This is a genomic window from Acidovorax sp. AC410, from assembly GCF_979253235.1.
The window spans coordinates 4,903,159-4,920,187 of record NZ_CEEDCG010000001.1 but is presented as its reverse complement, the minus strand read 5'-3'; the positions used below and the strand labels follow the sequence as shown (position 1 = coordinate 4,920,187).

The 17,029-nt window shown below is 62.9% G+C and carries 14 protein-coding genes; 3 read left to right on the top strand and 11 right to left on the bottom strand.

The window, feature by feature from the left end:
* Positions 1-98: 98 nt before the first annotated feature.
* From AC0IZS_RS22735 to AC0IZS_RS22725, 3 genes are all read left to right on the top strand, one after another.
* Complete coding sequence (locus AC0IZS_RS22735; RefSeq protein WP_471637721.1) at positions 99-893, top strand: hypothetical protein; 795 nt, start codon at positions 99-101, stop codon at positions 891-893.
* A 233-nt stretch (positions 894-1,126) separates the two neighbouring features.
* Positions 1,127-2,635 (top strand): M12 family metallo-peptidase, encoded by a 1,509-nt coding sequence (locus AC0IZS_RS22730; protein WP_471637720.1) that lies wholly within the window; start codon positions 1,127-1,129, stop codon positions 2,633-2,635.
* A gap of 284 nt (positions 2,636-2,919) precedes the next feature.
* Positions 2,920-3,222, top strand: a complete 303-nt coding sequence (locus AC0IZS_RS22725) for a hypothetical protein (RefSeq protein ID WP_471637719.1) — start codon at positions 2,920-2,922, stop codon at positions 3,220-3,222.
* A 274-nt stretch (positions 3,223-3,496) separates the two neighbouring features.
* Here AC0IZS_RS22725 and AC0IZS_RS22720 read toward each other — a convergent pair whose 3' ends face one another.
* The 11 genes from AC0IZS_RS22720 to AC0IZS_RS22670 form a co-directional block, all read right to left on the bottom strand.
* The gene (locus AC0IZS_RS22720; RefSeq protein WP_471637718.1) at positions 3,497-4,093 is read right to left on the bottom strand and encodes a hypothetical protein; all 597 of its coding nucleotides are present in this window, start codon (positions 4,091-4,093) and stop codon (positions 3,497-3,499) included.
* A 165-nt stretch (positions 4,094-4,258) separates the two neighbouring features.
* Positions 4,259-4,516 carry a hypothetical protein gene (locus tag AC0IZS_RS22715; protein ID WP_471637717.1) on the bottom strand — a complete coding sequence of 86 codons (258 nt, stop codon included), beginning with the start codon at positions 4,514-4,516 and terminating at the stop codon, positions 4,259-4,261.
* A gap of 2 nt (positions 4,517-4,518) precedes the next feature.
* Positions 4,519-6,834, bottom strand: a complete 2,316-nt coding sequence (locus AC0IZS_RS22710; protein WP_471637716.1) for an LPD3 domain-containing protein — start codon at positions 6,832-6,834, stop codon at positions 4,519-4,521.
* A gap of 291 nt (positions 6,835-7,125) precedes the next feature.
* Positions 7,126-7,251, bottom strand: a complete 126-nt coding sequence (locus AC0IZS_RS22705; RefSeq protein ID WP_471637715.1) for a hypothetical protein — start codon at positions 7,249-7,251, stop codon at positions 7,126-7,128.
* A gap of 145 nt (positions 7,252-7,396) precedes the next feature.
* Positions 7,397-7,810 carry a hypothetical protein gene (locus tag AC0IZS_RS22700; protein WP_471637714.1) on the bottom strand — a complete coding sequence of 138 codons (414 nt, stop codon included), beginning with the start codon at positions 7,808-7,810 and terminating at the stop codon, positions 7,397-7,399.
* A gap of 45 nt (positions 7,811-7,855) precedes the next feature.
* Complete coding sequence (locus AC0IZS_RS22695) at positions 7,856-8,677, bottom strand: hypothetical protein (protein WP_471637713.1); 822 nt, start codon at positions 8,675-8,677, stop codon at positions 7,856-7,858.
* 46 nt (positions 8,678-8,723) lie between these two features.
* Positions 8,724-9,011, bottom strand: a complete 288-nt coding sequence (locus AC0IZS_RS22690; protein ID WP_471637712.1) for a barstar family protein — start codon at positions 9,009-9,011, stop codon at positions 8,724-8,726.
* A 121-nt stretch (positions 9,012-9,132) separates the two neighbouring features.
* Complete coding sequence (locus AC0IZS_RS22685; protein ID WP_471637711.1) at positions 9,133-9,372, bottom strand: hypothetical protein; 240 nt, start codon at positions 9,370-9,372, stop codon at positions 9,133-9,135.
* Positions 9,373-9,410: 38 nt separating this feature from the next.
* A complete protein-coding gene (locus AC0IZS_RS22680; protein WP_471637710.1) occupies positions 9,411-9,653 on the bottom strand; it encodes a hypothetical protein in 243 nt (80 codons plus the stop codon).
* Positions 9,650-11,446 (bottom strand): hypothetical protein, encoded by a 1,797-nt coding sequence (locus AC0IZS_RS22675; RefSeq protein WP_471637709.1) that lies wholly within the window; start codon positions 11,444-11,446, stop codon positions 9,650-9,652. The genes AC0IZS_RS22680 and AC0IZS_RS22675 overlap by 4 nt, the downstream gene beginning before the upstream one ends.
* A gap of 111 nt (positions 11,447-11,557) precedes the next feature.
* Complete coding sequence (locus AC0IZS_RS22670) at positions 11,558-17,029, bottom strand: MuF-C-terminal domain-containing protein (RefSeq protein ID WP_471637708.1); 5,472 nt, start codon at positions 17,027-17,029, stop codon at positions 11,558-11,560.

Genomic DNA, 17,029 nt, shown 5'->3' with positions numbered 1-17,029 from the left:
ACGCCGCAGGCAAGGCGCAAAATGCGCCGTGCGCGCCCGCCCCCACGTAAACCGCCGGCAACGCCACCGCGTTGAATGCGCTGCAACCGGACACCGCCATGCCCGCCACCATGCCCACCACCACCATGCCCCGAAGTACCCTCCTCAGTACCTTGCGCAACCTCCTCGCTGGCGCCGCCCTGGCACTGGGCCTGGGCGCCCTGCCCGCCTTTGGCCAGATCACCACGGTGGCCACCACCATCAGCGGCACCACACAGGCCCTGAATTTCGCCGTCAGCGTCAACCCCGAGGCGCGGTTCCTGGGCCAGGGCAGGCTGTACTTCGTACTGCTGCACAACGGGCAGTTCTACCTGCTGTCCGAGACGCGGGGCTTTGTGCCCTACACGGGCGGCGAGATTCCCGAGTACCGCACCATCCGCCAGGCGACCGAGACCATCGCCGTCAGCAACTGGAACACCCGCGCGCAGTTGGGCGGGGCCGTCTTCGTGGGCTATGGCAGCGACTTCTGGGAGATGCTGGCCAGCGGCCGCTACCGCCAGGTGGCCACCCTGGCCGAATACCCCATCCCGCCCGTGGCGGGCGACCCCTACGCGGCCTACAGCGGCGCCTACCTGTGCTCCAGCAACACGGGCGCCACGTACAACGCCACCGCCACCTTCACGGCCGCCCAGGCGGTGGTGGACACCTCCCGCATCCCCTCCATCGCGGTGCCCAGCATCAGCGTGCCTTTCGACGGTCTGGGCAGCAGCGGCGACCGCATCTATGCCAACCGCGACTTTCCGCTGTACCTGGTGTCGCTGGACACGACGGCCGCCGCCCGCTACCCGCTCGCGCTGGCCTACCAGGCCAGCGACTCGAGCGCGTCGCACATCTTCGTCTGCGCCAGGCGCTGAAAGCGCCTGGCCCTCAGGCATCTCTCGCACGCGCGGCTGACACCCCACCCGGGGCGAAGCACCTGCAGTGCACCGTCCAGCGCCTGTCTGATACCGCCCGTCGGCGCGCAGCGCCATGTCGTGACATTTGGTTTCACGCCACAGTACGCGCCCTACCCCGGTGATAGATTCGCCGGTCGCTCGGGCCACGCGCCGGGCGTGCCCCGATCCACCGCCCAGAAATACCTCACCCCATGGCCGTTACCGTCTCCGACCTGCAGAACATGCGTTTTTCCGGCAACCCTCAGGCCGATGCCCTGCTGGGCGGCACCCCCATCTGGAACTTCTGGCCCGATGGCCGCAAGGTCATCTACTACACCTTCGACGCCAGCGCCGGCAGCGAAGCGGCCAGGAAGACCGGCAGCGCGGTCACGGCCTTCAACGCCGACCAGAAGCAATCGACCCTGCAGATTCTGCAGCACGCCGCGGCCGTCACCGGCATCGTCTTCACCGAGGTGGCCACCTCGGCCCAGGCCGACCTGCACTTCGCGGCCACCAACCTGCAGGGCCCCTCCACCGCGGGCCTGGCATCCTCGGGCTACAACTACAGCTACTCCGGCCCCAACCAGGTGGTGGGCTCGCTGAACATCGAAGCCGTGGTCTACCTGGACAACGTGGAGCACGCCGGCATCAACAACCGGCCCACGGCCGGCGGCTCGGGCTACGAAGTGCTGCTGCACGAAGTGGGGCATGCGCTGGGCCTGTCGCACCCCTTCGACTCCTCGCACCCGCTGCCCGCAGGGCAGGACAACACCAACAACACCGTCATGTCGTACACGCATGCGGGCCCGAACAAGACCACCTTCCAGGGCTACGACCTGCTGGCGCTCGACTGGCTGTATGGCCGCGACGGCCTGGGCGGCACCTACGGGTTCAACTCGACCAAGGGCCCGACGCTGAACTTCGATGCGGCACCAGCACCAGCACCAGCACCAGCACCGGCACCGGCCCCGGCGCCCGGCCCGGCTCCGGCACCTGCGCCCACCCCCACGCCAGCCCCGGCCCCCAAACCGACACCCACCCCAGCGCCGGCACCGACCCCCACGCCCGAAAAGCCGGTCCCGACGCCCAGCAACCCCCACCTGCCCACGGGCAACCAGGGCACTGCCGACGCCGACCTGTTCAACAGCAAGCCCGCCAACGAGACCTTCACAGGGGCTGCCGGTGTAGACACGCTGCTGACCCATGGCGCCCGCGGGGGCTACACCCTGCAGCCGCTGCCAGGTGGCGGCTGGCAGCTCAACGACAGGGGCGCCGGCCACGACGGCCTGGACACCTTGCAGCAGATCGAGCGCGTGCGCTTTTCCGACCACTCCGTGGCGCTGGACCTGAACGGCGCCGGCGGCACCGCCGCGCGCCTCATCAGCACCTTGCTGGGCTCCGATGCGCTGAAGAACCGCGGCCTGGTGGGCGCCGTGATCAAGGCCGTGGACGAATCGGGTGCCACGCCCCAGCAACTGGCAGAACTGGCCCTGGCCGCCGTGGCCGGCCCCTCCGCCACGCCCCAGCAGGTGGTGGCCCTGCTGTACGCCAACCTGTTCGGCACTGCGGCCGATGCCGCCACCGTGCAGAACCTGGCGGGCCTGCTCCAATCGGGCAGCTACACCGGCGCATCGCTGACCTGGGCCGTGGCCAGTTCGGACCTCACGGCCAGCAAGATCAATCTGGTGGGGCTGAGCCAGGTGGGGCTGGAATACATCTGAACCGAATGGTTGCGCAGGCACCGCCTGCGCAACCACGGCCTACGCGCAGTCAGCTGCGCACGCAAGGCGAATCAAGGCGCCCGGCGCAGCCCTACCTTTGGGGGATATCACCCGCCAGAAATTTGCGCTCCAATCACGATCGATGCTCCCTGGCAAGCAATGTTTTGCCAAGGACAGACATGCTCGCCCCCGGCGACCCCAGGCCCCGGAGAACAACTCCCCGCGGGTGCCATGGTCCCTGAGGCACAACACCTGGCCAACCCAGTGACTGTGGCATACCCAACGTGATTACCGCACTCTTCGAATTCAGCCGCGCCGGCATCTGCAGGTTTGCGCCCAGCGTATCCGCCTCCACCGACGCCCAGGCCGTGCTGCTCAACTGGACCCTCATGGCCAACGACCGCGCATTCCGCACGGTGCTCGACCTGCCCGACCGCCTGGTGGCCGAACTCACCTGGAACGAGCGGCACGACACCGCCCAGCGGCACGACCTCGACTCCTGGGCCCGCCGCCTGGACGTCACCGTGTCCAACGCACTGCGCATGTCGCAGGTCGACCGCCCCATCGCGCGGCCGCTGGCGGCGTAAGGCGCCTCGCCTGCCCCGCCCCTGGTCAGCCCACCGGGCCTGCCGGCACCTGGCAGGGCCTGATCGCACCGCCGCCCGATACACCGCCGTTGCAGTGAACAGAGCGGCCCGCCGGGCTACTCCGGATAGGTTACTTTCCCCCCGCCAATAATCACGGGGCCTTCACACCGGACCTCAAATTCGGGAACCTTTCAATACCCCGACTTCCCGCCAAAGGGTGGGCGGTATTGAAAGATGCCCCCATGGCTCGGCAAAGCGTACCTACCAACTGAAGCTACAGCAAAGGCACTTCGTAGAATCGGGAGTTCAACTTGGGCTGCACTGCATTCCATAGCATCAGCTTGTTGGACGCCCAATAATCATCGCCTTGCCCTCCCAGTATCGCTGCAAGCTTGCCATTTTTTTGCCAGCTCAAGCACAGAGCAACCTCGCACGGCCGATTCTCCAGTCGAGGATTAATCGGATTTTCCTTGATGATGGACATGCCAATCAATTGATCACCGACAAAATCGCGCCATTTCGCTTGCGAAAAGACGGGATCTGATGCTTCAATTGGAAAAAGTACACCCTCCTTTTCGCTCATCGGCGTGGCGCCAAGCCGCCTATGTCTGTCACTGTCAAGCCAAACAATCGCACTATTAAGGCTGTCATCCTCCCCAACCCCGAGGATTCCGGCTCCTTCGAACGTGAGACCCAGCGGCCCTTCAGTCCCTTCAAAAACACGCGAAGGCGACTCTTCCATTTCGGCTCCCGCCTCTTCCTTGGGAAATATGCTGTATCTCGTGAATGAAATCAGCTTGCGCCCCAAGAAAGTTCGGAGAAGAGGAATCGATTGAGATGGCGTCGGTTGATCTTTATATTGGTCAATCATTAAAATCCCTATTTTCCTTCGGCCAATTTTACCAAATAATCGATCATCTTTATGTTTTTTCGATAACCCACATCACCCACCGCAAGCCTCAATGGGTCAGATATCACAATACCACCATCTTTTCCCACAAGAAGTGGGACTGCCCACATATTAAAATAATCCAGCTTACAGCAGCTCTTTTACATAAACATCAAAAACATTCGACTCATTTTTTACATACAACCGGTCACATTCCGTGCATCGATAAACAAGCCTGGAAACCTTATCAATCTCATCAAAGAAGTTCTCCGACGATACATTTCCAGATTCAAGCTGATCTGAAATATTTATCACTGCGGCCTCGGGAATCAGCGAAAACTCGTACGGCGAATCGGCGCCGGTCAAACGCATTTCATGCCCGCAACGGCAACGAAATTTGGCCATCTTTAATTTCCTTTCTTTGGTCGAGGTACATAAATCATTCTCCCACCGGAGTCTTGAAAAAACAAGCTCTGAATCCTTAACGCATTTGGTTTTCCCCAAAATCTATCCTGGATCGCTTGGATACTGGCATCGTCGAGGTCCGTCTGTATAAGAACTGACGTAGCCTGCTCCTTCTTGCGTTCAATTTCCCGAACAATATTTTTCACTTCAGACGTATTCGGTGTGTAAACGTCCACTTGCCCAATGCCTTCAACCTCCAGATCCGCCGTGGGAGTCTCCGGCACACCAAGGTCATTCGCTGTAACTTTATGGATGACGTTGTAGCCTAAATCAGCCAGGCTTCGGCCAGCGCGAAGCTCATTTGCATCAGGCCTCGCGCCCTGCTGAAATGAAATGCGGCCAAATGCGTGAGGCGCTCCATTTTTTGATTGAAGTTCCTGCGGCCCCATTGAAACGCCTTGGCTCGCTCGACCTGAGGCATTGCCATGGAAATCACCTCGCTCCGAAGAAAAATCCCCAGCCACAGGGCCTGAATCAATGCCGCCATTTCGAACCTGTGAGAATGGCACCGGCGCGCCCTCGGCAGGGAGGGTATCCACGACCCCGACCGGAGACGCATGCCCAGCCAACGCCTGTCTCGCCCGCTCGACGCTCCCCGCCGTGACGATCACACCCTCTGGCCCATCTGTCATGGCACCCCCGGGGATGCCCGCGTCCTCAAGCCACTGGCGCACCGCCTTGGTGTCGCCCTGCACGTCGAGCATGCCGCCCTCGCGCATCGACATCTGCACCGATGGTGACGGCTGCCTTACCGCATCGGCATCAGCGCCAGGCTGTAGCGGTGCCAGCACCTGCTGGGCCCGTGCAGCCTGCTCGGGCCCGACCCATACGCTGTCGAGCCACATCCACACCTTGTCTACCCCGGCATTGCGCAGTCGCTTGTCCAACTGGCGAGGATCCCCCTCCACGCTCAGCGTGCCTTTGTCGGTCAAGTGCATTGCACCGACAGGCGCCGCCGTTGGGGCATCTACCACCGGACCCGCCGTGGGCACTTCTGGCTCCATGGCCGGGGTACTTGCGTCCCCAGAGACGTCTTTCAGGTTGACCGTCAACAGCCCGCGAATTACACTGGCTACGTCTCCTGAAGTAGCCTTGCCGGATCGCTCCACACCATCCTTGGTGTCAGTCCCGGAATACCTGGTATTCAGGAGACGCTCTTTTGTACTCACACTGTGCAGATACATCCGTTGAGTATTCGGATCTTTCTTGACCAGCACGGTGACGACGTTCCCCTTTTCATCGATCTCTACCGGCGCGCTGATGTAAAAACTCGTCGCATCTCGGTCATGCTGCGCACTGAGCACAAGTGCGCCGCCCTCGACGACGGCCTTCACGGCCGCGAATGACACGGCCTTGGATGGATTCATGCCGTGTGCCATGGAGTCTCGCACCGCTCGCTCGTCGAGAACCACTTCGCCCAACTCCGGGTGAACAGCGACGCCACCAGCATCCGCGAAGAGCTTGGAGGCCCATGCGCGCAACAAGGCAAATCCGCGGGGCGCCTCATTGCCTAGCAAGATTGCAACGGGCTCACCCTGCAAGATCCTTGCTTTCTTGACCGTTTGAGGATCAAGCGTGGAGATAGCGTTACCCGATGGCCGGTATCCATTTCCATCAGCAGCACCGGGCAAGCGGCTGCCGTCACCGGTTGGCAAGGTTGAAGTGACATCAGCATCTGCCGCGCTGTCTTCCCGTGCCGGCAGTTCATCCGTTTTCGTCTTGCGTGCAAGACTGCTCGAAGCAGTCACACCGTTTTGCACCACTTCATGAGCCAAGCCCTCCGCCTGATCCCTAGACGAGGCGGCCTCGCGCATCGCATCGGGCGGCACTTCAGCCCGAGAAGGCGCCTTCCGCCCAACAGGTGATTGGGAGGATCCCCTGTCCACTTGCATTGCGGGGCTCAGGGCGACAGCATTGCGTCCGGCCAGTACCTGCCGGGCATCCTTGGAAAGCGCAAGTACTTCTACCGGAGCCATGCCCCATTCGCCCACCATCTCCGCCAACACCTGGCCGGGCTGGTCGATCTGGCCCTTTTGCGCCAGTTGCTTGCCCGCCTCGCCGGCACCACCCATGGCTCCCTGCACACCGGCCTGCAGCGGTGCGTTGATGGCCTGGCGCACGAGCTGGTTTTTGATAGCCCTGGGCACCAGCGTTTTGCCAGCCACCCCGCCGGATGCAGCATCCAGCGCACCAACAATCAAGCCGCCCTTGCCCGCGTAGGACATGGCTGCACGAAGCATGTCGGGGTCGGCGAACAACCGGCCAAGCCCCTCTTTGTCGGAGAACGTGTTTGCGGTCTTTTCGGGGCCGCGTTGGGGCGCAACCGGGATGAGTGGATGCTTCGGATGCGCCGCATGGGCTCGTGCCCATGCAAGCAGCCGGGGCGTCCAATCGCCCGATTTCGCCCCAACCCTTCGGGCAAGTGCCTTGCCGGGCGGTCTGCGGCGTTGCGGCGCTTGTTGATAGCGGGGCTATCAACTGCACCCCGCGCCTTGCATCCCATCCCGGCAAGGCACTTGCGCGGCCCCGAAAAGGCCACAAACACGTTCTTATGGGTCCACGCCGTTGTCGCGGGCGAATTCACGGATGGCGCTGCCGAACTCGGTCAGTGCGCTGGTGCCCCCGGCGACCGCCGCGCCACCCACCGGCCCGGTCGTAGCGGCGGCCACAATCATGGGGATCATCTGCGGGAGCGACGGGACCGCAGCCTGGTCGCCCCGCACCACGAGCATGCCCGAGTCCAGCACTTGCACCGGGGCCGGGCCTGGGCCGCTGCGGCGAACGGCAAGACACCCGCTCAGCGAAGTCGCCTGATCGCGGTTACGGAGCTACTTCAGGATCGCCTGCCACGACTATAGAAGATGCGTTGCTCGCGGTCGTCGCTGGCGAGTCGATCTCGCTGTTCAGCAATTCCAGCCAGTGTGCCGCGACCGCGTTCGAACTCGCTGTCTCGGGACGGTGCGCGTTGACTTCGTTTCCGGCCAGCCCCATCCAGTACTTCGCCTCGGTCAGGTCCGGATTCTGCCCACTTGCCAGCGCCTTGTTCCTCGCGTGAGTCTGCCCATCGGCCCAAAAGGGCGCGCAAGACAGCTCCTCGCGCAACCGTGCGCCAGCCGGCGCCATTCGCTGGTATAGCGCTCTCAGTTCGTCCGCCGTCAAAGGATCGAGCCAGTGCTTCTTTGAAGAGTCGGTCGCCGGTGCGGGCGTCGATGAAGTGGCCGGTGTCGAGGTCATGGGTGAGGTTCCTGGCTTCGGGGAAAGCAATGTCCAGAGCGGCGGCTATTGCGCTACTTCACTGGATCTTCGGTTGCGGCTGTAGAAGATCCGTTGCTCGCGGTCGTCACTGGCGAGTCGATCTCGCTGTTCAGCAATTCCAGCCAGTGTGCTGCGACCGCGTTCGAGCTCGCCGTCTCGGGACGGTGCGCGTTGATCTCGTTTGCGGCCAGCCCCATCCACTCTTTCGCCTCGGCCACCTCTTCGCTCTTCCCCTGGGCCCTCGCTTGAGCCCTGGCTGCCTTGATCCCATCGGCCCAAAAGGGCGCGCAAGACAGCTCCTCGCGCAACCGTGCGCCAGCCGGCGCCATCCGCTGATAAAGTGCCCGCAGCTCTTCCGACGTTAAAGGATCGAGCCAGTGCCTCCCTGGATGTGATGTCTCCGGTGCGGGCGTCGATGAAGTGGCCGGTGTCGAGGTCATAGGTCAGGTTCTTGGCGTCGGGGAAAGTATTTTCAAGAGTAGCCAGATTCACGTCAATCAGGCGCTGGATGTTGCCCACGCTGTCGCCATAGACCCAGAGCAGCGGAGGAACGCCGAGTCTGGCATCGCCAGCCACTTGCCGTGGGTGCGGTGCAAGGTGGTCTGTGGTGCCGAACTTCAAGGCGCTAGACAGCATCAACTCGGCAAGCCGGAGTAGCGCCGCATCGCTCACACCCGAAGGGTCGCCAATGAGGATGCGCCCCGTGTTGTGGGCATAGTTGGCCGCAATGCTGTAGGCCATGGCTCCGTTCTGCCCTGGCTTGAATTGCAACAGATCGATCCATGCGTCCGAGCGCGACGCAACCGGTGGAGGCTTCAGGCGTGGGCGCTCCCAGATGATCGTCACCAATCCCTCCGAGCATCAACTCGCGAGCCGTGGGAGATTGCCTCAGCTACTTCAGCCGCAGCTCGAATTTCTCTTCCAGGCCCCAAGCAGCATCCTGCTTTTCAACCTGACGCATTAATTCGATGATTGGTTGAAACCTGTCCCCCAGAGCCGCTTGCGACGCCTGCGCATCCTTCCACACCAGCACAACTGGCCGCTCGACATCACCCGTCAAAACATCCCAGAGTGCGTCCAGGTTACGTCCGTAATACCCAGGAAAGTCCAATGCCGAGGCAATCGCCGCATGGAATTCAGCCTCTGATCGGATTTTTTTGCCTTCAAGCTCTTTGATCATCATCGCCTCCATTGTCCTATCGAGTACACCGTCTCGTAGTGGTCGTGGGAAATGTAAAGTAGGCCGTCGCTGGAGTAGAGCAGCCGTGTTCCCGGTTGGCTCGCTCGCTTCCTCGTAGGTATCAAACCGACGTCGGCTTCGTACCAAATCCGCCCATTGATTGAGGGGCAAGCCCCGTCGTGTTCAGGAATTCGTCACCACCGATCTGACCGTTTGGCAGGTAGCTGGCCAGTGCCTTTCCTGGTTTCCAGTCCAATTGAACGGCGTGCTGTTTCGTCAAAAATCCAGACCACCGGCCGCGTACATTTTTTGGGCTGCAGGCATTGAGGGCTACCACTGCGCCACTCAGCCAGAAGAGCATATTGAGCGGCACCTGCCTCTGGCTTTAATTATTGAATACTATTTCAGGTATCCGGATAACCGCAAAAGCTCTGCCATAACCATATCCAGGTCCGAATCAGGAATCCCCCCCTGAGCCCGAACTCCGACCCAGCGTCGAACCAATTGAATTGCTCCAGCATCTAACTCTGGATATTGCATGGCAAGAAGATGAGAAAGATCTCGCCCCGTCAAGGTTGGATCTTTCTTCAGCATATCCCTAAATAAAACGGATGCAGCTACGCCTTGAGCTAGTTCCATCATAAATTTGGCCTCCTAAAATAAGCAAACTGCACGCGCCCCATTGGGGCTGAAACCAAGACTTGAGTATAACCGTATTTTGAGACAACCCTACCCGTCCAGGTACTCATTGCAGCTCGCTCCTTTGTCATTCCGGCGTTGATATTCCGTACGAATTCGGCAGCATTCACGCTGTCGGTTTCAGAATCCCATAGCCCATTAATTCCATTAATCTCAATATTTTCACTTTTTATTCGCTGCATCAAGCTGGCAAACATGTCTATACCTGACCCCAGGACGGACGCGTCGCCTTGAGCACGTATCTCGAATAAGAGAATTCCGTCTCGATTGACGTAGGCATTCAAGCCATGGATTCCATTTTCTGCATCAAGATAGTCGATATTAATCAGGCCATCAAGTCGGTTGATACTAAATCGCTCACTTACATCCAACCTGGGTATAGGTGGCCCTTGAGATGCCTCATCCAACTGCTGGGTGAGATTTGGATTCTTACCTTCATTTGGATTCCTACCTTCTTCACGCGAAGTCGCCCAGCGCGCATCCCGCAGCAGCACTGGCGCCCCCGTGCGGGCCTTGAGCACCGTGCCCACAACGAACGCCTCGGCCTGCGTCAGCGTCATGCCGCGCAATCGCCGGGACACCTTGGGCATGCCCCACTGGTGCGCCAGGTCGGCTATCCAGGCAATCGTGCGCCGCACCCAGCCCGCCATCTCCCGGGTGCCTATGCCACGGCGGCCATGGTGGATTTCTTCAGCCATGTCCGCAAGGGCCTCTTCCACGGCCTTGGCATACCAGTCGTTGACGGGCAACTTGCCCTTGCTGCTGTGCCCGTCTTCTGTCATTCTCCAACGCGCAGCGTACTTGCGAACCAACGGGTCCGACAAGAATTTGAGCATCGCCTGGCGGTATTCTTCAGGCTTGACCGACTGACTGAGGCCCAGATGAAAAAGTTCGTGGAATACGACCCTGAACCCCTCAACCTCATCCCTGATTCCCTCAAGGTAAAGGTAGATTTCACCCCTCCTATTGCCTCCACTTGGTACTTCGCTCGAAGGGGCGACAAGGCCGATAGCCCCGGGATTGCTCTGAACCTGCGGCGTGACCATTCCACGCATCCCCAGACCATCAAGCGCCTTGTCCACAATGTCTTGCGCCTGCTGGGCCGTTATGCCCGGCCCTGGCGAAACCGAAGCTGAGGGCTCGTCGAACTCGCTGGCATATGCCGGGTTCTCGCGCTGTGCCACTGCAAACGCCAAGTCCACCAGATCCTGGCTGTCGAACAGCTCGGGCCGATTTGTGAGCCTGTCCCACGCCCCGCGCATGGCTGCCCGCACCCGGGCCAGCCAGCCCTGCACCGTGGTGATGGGGCGCATGGCCGTAGGCTCCACGCCCAGCTCCATTGCTACCTGCACGGCATAGGGGAACAGTTCTTCGCTGCTGTAGTTGGCCGCGTCTGCGCCCGCCGGGCGTGAGGCATCCACGCGCCGCACCGCCTCGTCGTACACCTGCCGCTCCAGGCTGCCATCGGGCTTACCCACCCAGGTGCCGATTACCTCGTGCAGTTGCCTCCAGCCCCTCTCACCGAGCACCGCCTTGCCGTGCTTGTGCATCAACTCGTGCGCAGCCACAGCCATCTCCTGGCCGGCTTCGATGTGGTCGGCGATCAGGAAGACGGTTTTTGTTTCTGGGTCGTAGAAGCCATGGGCAAGGCCGGTGTCTTGCGAGCCCATGTCCACCTCGCCGATCAGGGGTTCCCAGTGCGTCTTGATGTTGGCTGAGGTGACGACCGTAGCCATCAAGTGACCCACGTCGCAAGACCTTACCCTTCAGTCCAAGCAGTTTGACTCACCACAATATCGAAGGGAGGTCCCGGTGCTCACCTAAAGTAGACCGCAGGAGTGGTACTTTTAAAAGTCCGAACGGTTCTCCTTTTTCCAACCTCCGAACTGCTTGTCAGTTAAAATACGTCGTGTTCCCGGCTTGTTCTGAAAAGCATCGGAGGATTGGACTCTGACCCTTCGCAGGACATCCGGGAATACTTTTTTGTCGATGTACCAGGCCTTTCCTTCGCGAGCCCATTTGCCCACAGGTGGTGGGCCGCCGTCCTTGTCGTAAGCATTGGTCAGTAAACCGACGGTCACTCCCGGCCTGTTTCCCTGGGCTTTGGGATTGATGGTCATCATGACTATCGCGCCGTTAACAAGCTCTGGCGCTATCAGCACCAAATCACCGGTTACCGTGTCAGAATCAAAAACTGCGGCTGGAGTCTCCAGCCATTGCGGTACGTTCTTCCATTGCTCGGCGGTCATGTTGGGATGTTTTGCGGGTGAGCCCCGCGGCAAACCGCGATCTGGCTTGCCTACTGCAGTTTCGTCCAGGTAAACCGGGCCGTTGGTGATCTTAAGGAATTCCAGCATGTCGGACCGATCAAGTACGACTGCGGCTTGCTCACCCCGATGAATGCCCCTCGGCTTGTCTCCAGCGAATAACGCATCAATACGCGCTTCGAAGGTAGCCTTTGTCCCAGGTGAGCGGCTGAATTGGAGAACTGCAGTTTCAGCTTCGCTGGTGGCACTTGTCCCGGCAATTGCCTCCTCCACCTCGGTATTCGATGTGGCGAAGGGATGTCTCGAAATCTCCCGCTGCGCCACCGCAAACGCCAGGTCCACCAGGTCCTGCCCATCGAACGCCTGCGGATTGCCCGTCAGCTTGCCGAGTACGGCCCGCAGCGATGCCCGCACCCGCGCAAGCCACCCCTGCACGGAGGTGATGGGCCGCATGGCGGTGGCCTCCACACCCAGCTCCATCGCCACCTGCACGGCATAGGGGAACAGTTCTTCGCTGCTGTAGCTGGCCGCGTCTGCGCCCGCCGGGCGTGAGGCATCCACGCGCCGCACCGCCTCGTCGTACACCTGCCGCTCCAGGCTGCCATCGGGCTTGCCCGCCCAGGTACTTATCACCTCATGCAGTTGCCTCCAGCCTGCCTCCCCCAGCACCGCCTTGCCATGCTTGTGCATCAGCTCGTGCGCAGCAACGGCCATCTCCTGGCCGGCTTCGATGTGGTCGGCGATCAGGAAGATGGTGTCTGTGTTCGGGTCGTAGAAGCCTTGCGCCAGGCCCGGGTCTTGCGAGCCGACGTCCACCTCGCCGATCAGGGGTTCCCAGTGCGCCCTGATCTCGTCGGACGTGGCAACCACCACGCGACCCCGGCCGCCGGCCAGCAGGCCCATGCTGTTGGTCAACTTGGCAACCGCAGCGCGCACGGATTGAACCGTGGCGGGCTGCGATGGCAGGCCCCTGGCCTGCGAAGCCTGATCTGGCGCAGGTGGCGCGCTGCGGCTGAACTGCTGGCCCTGCCGGGATGGGCTGGTCGAGGACTGGGCTCGCGCAGCCGCCAGCAACACTTGCCGTGCCTTGCCCACCTGGCCGAGCCCAACCACGAGGCCACCATTGCGCTCGATCACGCGGTCCACCCCGCCGGCCAGCAGGCGGGCACGGATGAGCTTGGCGTCGCCCCTGACCATCAACGTGCCATCGCGCAGTGGCTCCATTTGCACGGGAGCTGGTGCATTCCCAGCACCGGCTTGCAGGTCGGCCTGAGGATCTTGTGCACTGAGGGTGCTGAACCGCGTCTGACCGGTGCTCGTAACCTCACCGCCTGTCGCCCCAGCATGGTCAATGGCGCGCATCACGAAGCGCTCGGCCTCGTTGTAGGTCATCGCCCGGATCGACTGGGCCAGTTGGCCTATGCCCATGCGGTCCGCCACGCTGGCCAGCCAGCTTGCGAGCACGCGTACCTGTGGGCCCAGGCGCAAGCCCGCCTGCATGCGCCCGCGAAGCTCCTCGGCCACCACGGCCAAGCCCTCCTCGATGGCCAGCGCTTCATACTGCGCTGTCAGCTCGCTGCCAGTCCATCCGGCATCGCGCAGCGCCTGCAACTGCATCGGCGCTTCAGGTGCGTCCTTCTTCCAATCCATCGCGTACTGCTGCACCCTGGCATCACGCTTTGCCAGATCGAGCATGGCCTGCACATAATCACGCCGGGGCAAGATGTTGCGCAGCCCGGCATGGAACAGCTCATGAAAAACCGTCTCTCGAACCTGTACGACCTGCCGATGATTCTCGACGACGATGGCAAGCCGATTCCCCGTCCATACACCCATTGCACCTTCCGGCGCGACTATCCCCAGGTCGGCAGCCCTCAGCACGACATCAACTGGTGGCGGGTTCCTGAGCCCCGACAAAGCTTGCTGTACAAGCTGCTGCACCTGTTCAAGCGATAGACTTTGAGCAGAGGTGTCGCTGCGTGTGCTGAACCTCGGCGCAGCATCGCGTGGCGCGGTTGCAGAGATACTGGCAGTTGGAGCCTCCACATTGACCGTCAACAACCTGCGAAGTACACTGGCCACGTCTCCTGAAGTTGCCTTGCCGGGTCGCTCCATGCCGCTTGCGGTGTCGGCCCCGGAATTACCGGACTTCAGGAGGCCTTCTTTGGTGATGGCACTGTGCAGGTACATCCGCTGGCTGTTCGGCGTTGTACGAACCAACACCGTGACAATGTTCTCCACCCCTCCGATATCCACTGGCGCACTGATGAAGTGGCCCGTTGTGTCGCGGCTGTGCTGCGCGCTCAGCACCAGCGCGCCGTGCTCCACCACTTGTCTTGCTGCGGCGAACGCGACAGCCTTGTAAGGGTTCATGCGGTGTGCCATGGAGTCGCGTACCGACCGCTCATCCAGCACCACCTCGCCAATCTCGCGGTTCGTGGCCTTGCCGCCGAAAGCCTGGAACAGCCGCACGGCCCAATCGCGCAGGAGTGGATACCCGTGGGGTGCTTCATTGCCTTTGAGCACCGCCACCGGCGCGCCCTGCAGGATGCGCGCCTTCTCCAGCGTTCTGGCGTCAGCCTGGCCGTACCCACTGGCTGGTGCGGCTGAGGCGGCTTCGGGCTGCGGTGTAGCCGCTAACAGTTGCCGCGCCTTGTCCACCTGATCGAGCCCGACCACGAGGCCACCCTTGCGCTCGATCACGCGGTCCACCCCACCGGCCAGCAGGCGGGCACGGATGAGCTTGGCATCGCCCCTGACCATCAACGTGCCATCGCGCAGTGGCTCCATTTGCACGGGGGCCGGTGGCAGCGCGCGCACATCCGCAGCGCTGGCTTGCGGGCCAGCCTGCGGACCCTGCGATGTGGGTGACACGGCGGTGCCAGCCGCGCTGGTGCCTGCGGTTCGTGCTCCGGCAGAAGTGCCGGAGGCTGCCGGTTCTCCACGATGGACTGCCGAGGCTTGCTGGGCTCCCTGAGGGCTGGCTACCCCCTGCCGCGCAGCGTTCTCTGTCGTCAGGGCCTGCTGTGGCACGCCGCCCACCTGCCGGTGGGCCGGTTCGACAGGCGGTGCGCTCAGCACCCGCCGCGCCAGGGCCGCCTGCTCCACCGGCACGACCGTCACGCCAGAGAAAGACCTTGCACCGCCCACGCCGCCTGCCTGCAGGCGCGACTGGATCGCGGCTCGGTCGCCCCGCACCACGAGCATGCCCGAGTCGAGGGCCTGCACCTGCATAGGAACCTGGGCCGCTGCGGTGTGGCGGGCTGCGCCCTGCTCTTCGGCCTGCGCCGCGCTGGGATCGGCGTCCGCAGAGGTGGAAGCGGCGGTTGATGGAGCAGCCTGACCCACATCGGCATCGGCCGGCGCATCCTGCGCGGGCAATGCATCGGCCTGGCGCAGTATCTCGGCCTCGGCCTGGGCCTTCCTGTCGGCGGCGGCCACCTCTGACCAGGTGGCGCCGCTGCCGGGCAGCATGCCGCCGGAATAGGCGTAGGAATGCTCAATCGGAGCAGCAGAGAGGTCTGCAGAGGGAGAAGGTGGTGAGGGCGGCGGGGGCGATGCGGGCCCACCAGCAGTGTGCGGCTCGGTGCCCCGTTGCTCACGCGCTGTGGGCGGTGCAGGAGGAACGGTGGGCCGGGTGGGCTGCTGTGGCACGCGCGGGGCTGCACCCGCACCGTGCGCCCCCGCAGTGCCGCCCATGATGCCCCCCACGGCCATGCCCTGCCCTGCGGCCTCGCCGGCCATCTCATCGAGCTTAACGTCCTGGCCGGCCCGCGAGAGTTCCAGGCCCTTGGCCACTGCGCCGGACGCTTCCTCGGCCCCCTCGGAGAACGATTCGGTTCCAGCGGATCGGGCCCTTCGCACCAGCACCTCCAGCGCCTGGGAGCCAAGGCTTCCCTCCATCCCCCTCGTCAGCGGCCGGGTCATGAAGGAGGTGGACTTGACGGCCTCGCGCGCCGTGCCCTTCAGGTGCGAGGGCAGGAACATCTTTTCGATGGCGTCGCCGCCGGGCACCAGCTTCATCGACAGCACGGACGCCCCGGTACCTACCAGCAGTGCGCGGTTTGCGGCCGCCGCGGCCAGGATGCTTCGGGCCTTGTCTTCGCCGTGCTCCCGGGCCAGTTGCTGGAACTCAGGCTCCGCCGCAAAGGCGGACGTGGGCAGCTTCTGCAGCTCTGCATACAACTCGTTGGCGACCGAAGCGCCTTGCTGCGCAGCCGATACCCCGACGGCGCTGCCGGACGCCACCACCGGTGCCGCGTTCTTGAGGGCCACGGCCGATCTGGCCGCAGCCTCGGACCCCGTGGCGATGGTGCGCCCCAGCAGCGCATTGCCCGCGGCATCGACCGCGCTGCCCGCAGCCCGCCCGAACAAGCCCCCGGCGAGCATTCCCGGCCCGCTTCGCGCAACGGCATCGCCCAGCAAGGCCGGGTCGGTCAACGTCTCCCACCCCGCCACGGCCAGCTTCTCACGCCAGCCTTCGGCGGTGGAAAGCTTCTTTTGCAGGGCCTGCGCGTGCGCCTGCATGGCGGGGGACTTCCCGTCCTGCAGCACCTCTTGCGTGCCGCGGATCGCATTCAGGTACGCCGTATCGTAATCGCCCGTGAAAGCGCTGTAGGCCACGCCCGGCAGCGACCCCACGTCGAGCAGGCCCTGCGCCAGCGACTTGGAGGTATCGGACAATGCCTCACCCCAGCTGCGCTCCGGCACGGATGATGGCGAGGTTGGAAGCGACTTCTGCGGCACAGGTGCCTGCTTGCGCAGCAGGCTGCGCGGGTCATCGGCCGCGCCGCGCCCGGCGCCTGCGTTCACGCGTTCATCCGGCGCACGGTCCAGTTCACCGTTGAACAGCAGGTACCCTGCCGGCAGAGGCATGGCAGCCGCCCGCCTGGGCAGATCGGCGGCCATGGGTGGGTTCACCACGCCGCGCCCACCGCCCGCATTCACGCCCACGCCCACATCCACGCCTACGGGGTCAAGGTCGCCCGTGAACAGCGCGTACGCGCCCGCACCGGGCGAGTCCAGCTCGCCGGCAAAGTCTTCGAACTGCAT

Excerpts from the sequence above, each read along its gene's own strand:
- AC0IZS_RS22735 (WP_471637721.1), top strand. The coding sequence starts at position 99 with ATGCCCGCCACCATGCCCACCACCACCATGCCCCGAAGTACCCTCCTC.
- AC0IZS_RS22730 (WP_471637720.1), top strand. The coding sequence starts at position 1,127 with ATGGCCGTTACCGTCTCCGACCTGCAGAACATGCGTTTTTCCGGCAAC.
- AC0IZS_RS22720 (WP_471637718.1), bottom strand. The coding sequence starts at position 4,093 with ATGATTGACCAATATAAAGATCAACCGACGCCATCTCAATCGATTCCT.
- AC0IZS_RS22715 (WP_471637717.1), bottom strand. The coding sequence starts at position 4,516 with ATGGCCAAATTTCGTTGCCGTTGCGGGCATGAAATGCGTTTGACCGGC.
- AC0IZS_RS22705 (WP_471637715.1), bottom strand. The coding sequence starts at position 7,251 with ATGATTGTGGCCGCCGCTACGACCGGGCCGGTGGGTGGCGCGGCGGTC.
- AC0IZS_RS22700 (WP_471637714.1), bottom strand. The coding sequence starts at position 7,810 with ATGACCTCGACACCGGCCACTTCATCGACGCCCGCACCGGCGACCGAC.
- AC0IZS_RS22690 (WP_471637712.1), bottom strand. The coding sequence starts at position 9,011 with ATGATCAAAGAGCTTGAAGGCAAAAAAATCCGATCAGAGGCTGAATTC.
- AC0IZS_RS22685 (WP_471637711.1), bottom strand. The coding sequence starts at position 9,372 with ATGCTCTTCTGGCTGAGTGGCGCAGTGGTAGCCCTCAATGCCTGCAGC.
- AC0IZS_RS22680 (WP_471637710.1), bottom strand. The coding sequence starts at position 9,653 with ATGATGGAACTAGCTCAAGGCGTAGCTGCATCCGTTTTATTTAGGGAT.
- AC0IZS_RS22675 (WP_471637709.1), bottom strand. The coding sequence starts at position 11,446 with ATGGCTACGGTCGTCACCTCAGCCAACATCAAGACGCACTGGGAACCC.
- AC0IZS_RS22670 (WP_471637708.1), bottom strand. The coding sequence starts at position 17,029 with ATGCAGTTCGAAGACTTTGCCGGCGAGCTGGACTCGCCCGGTGCGGGC.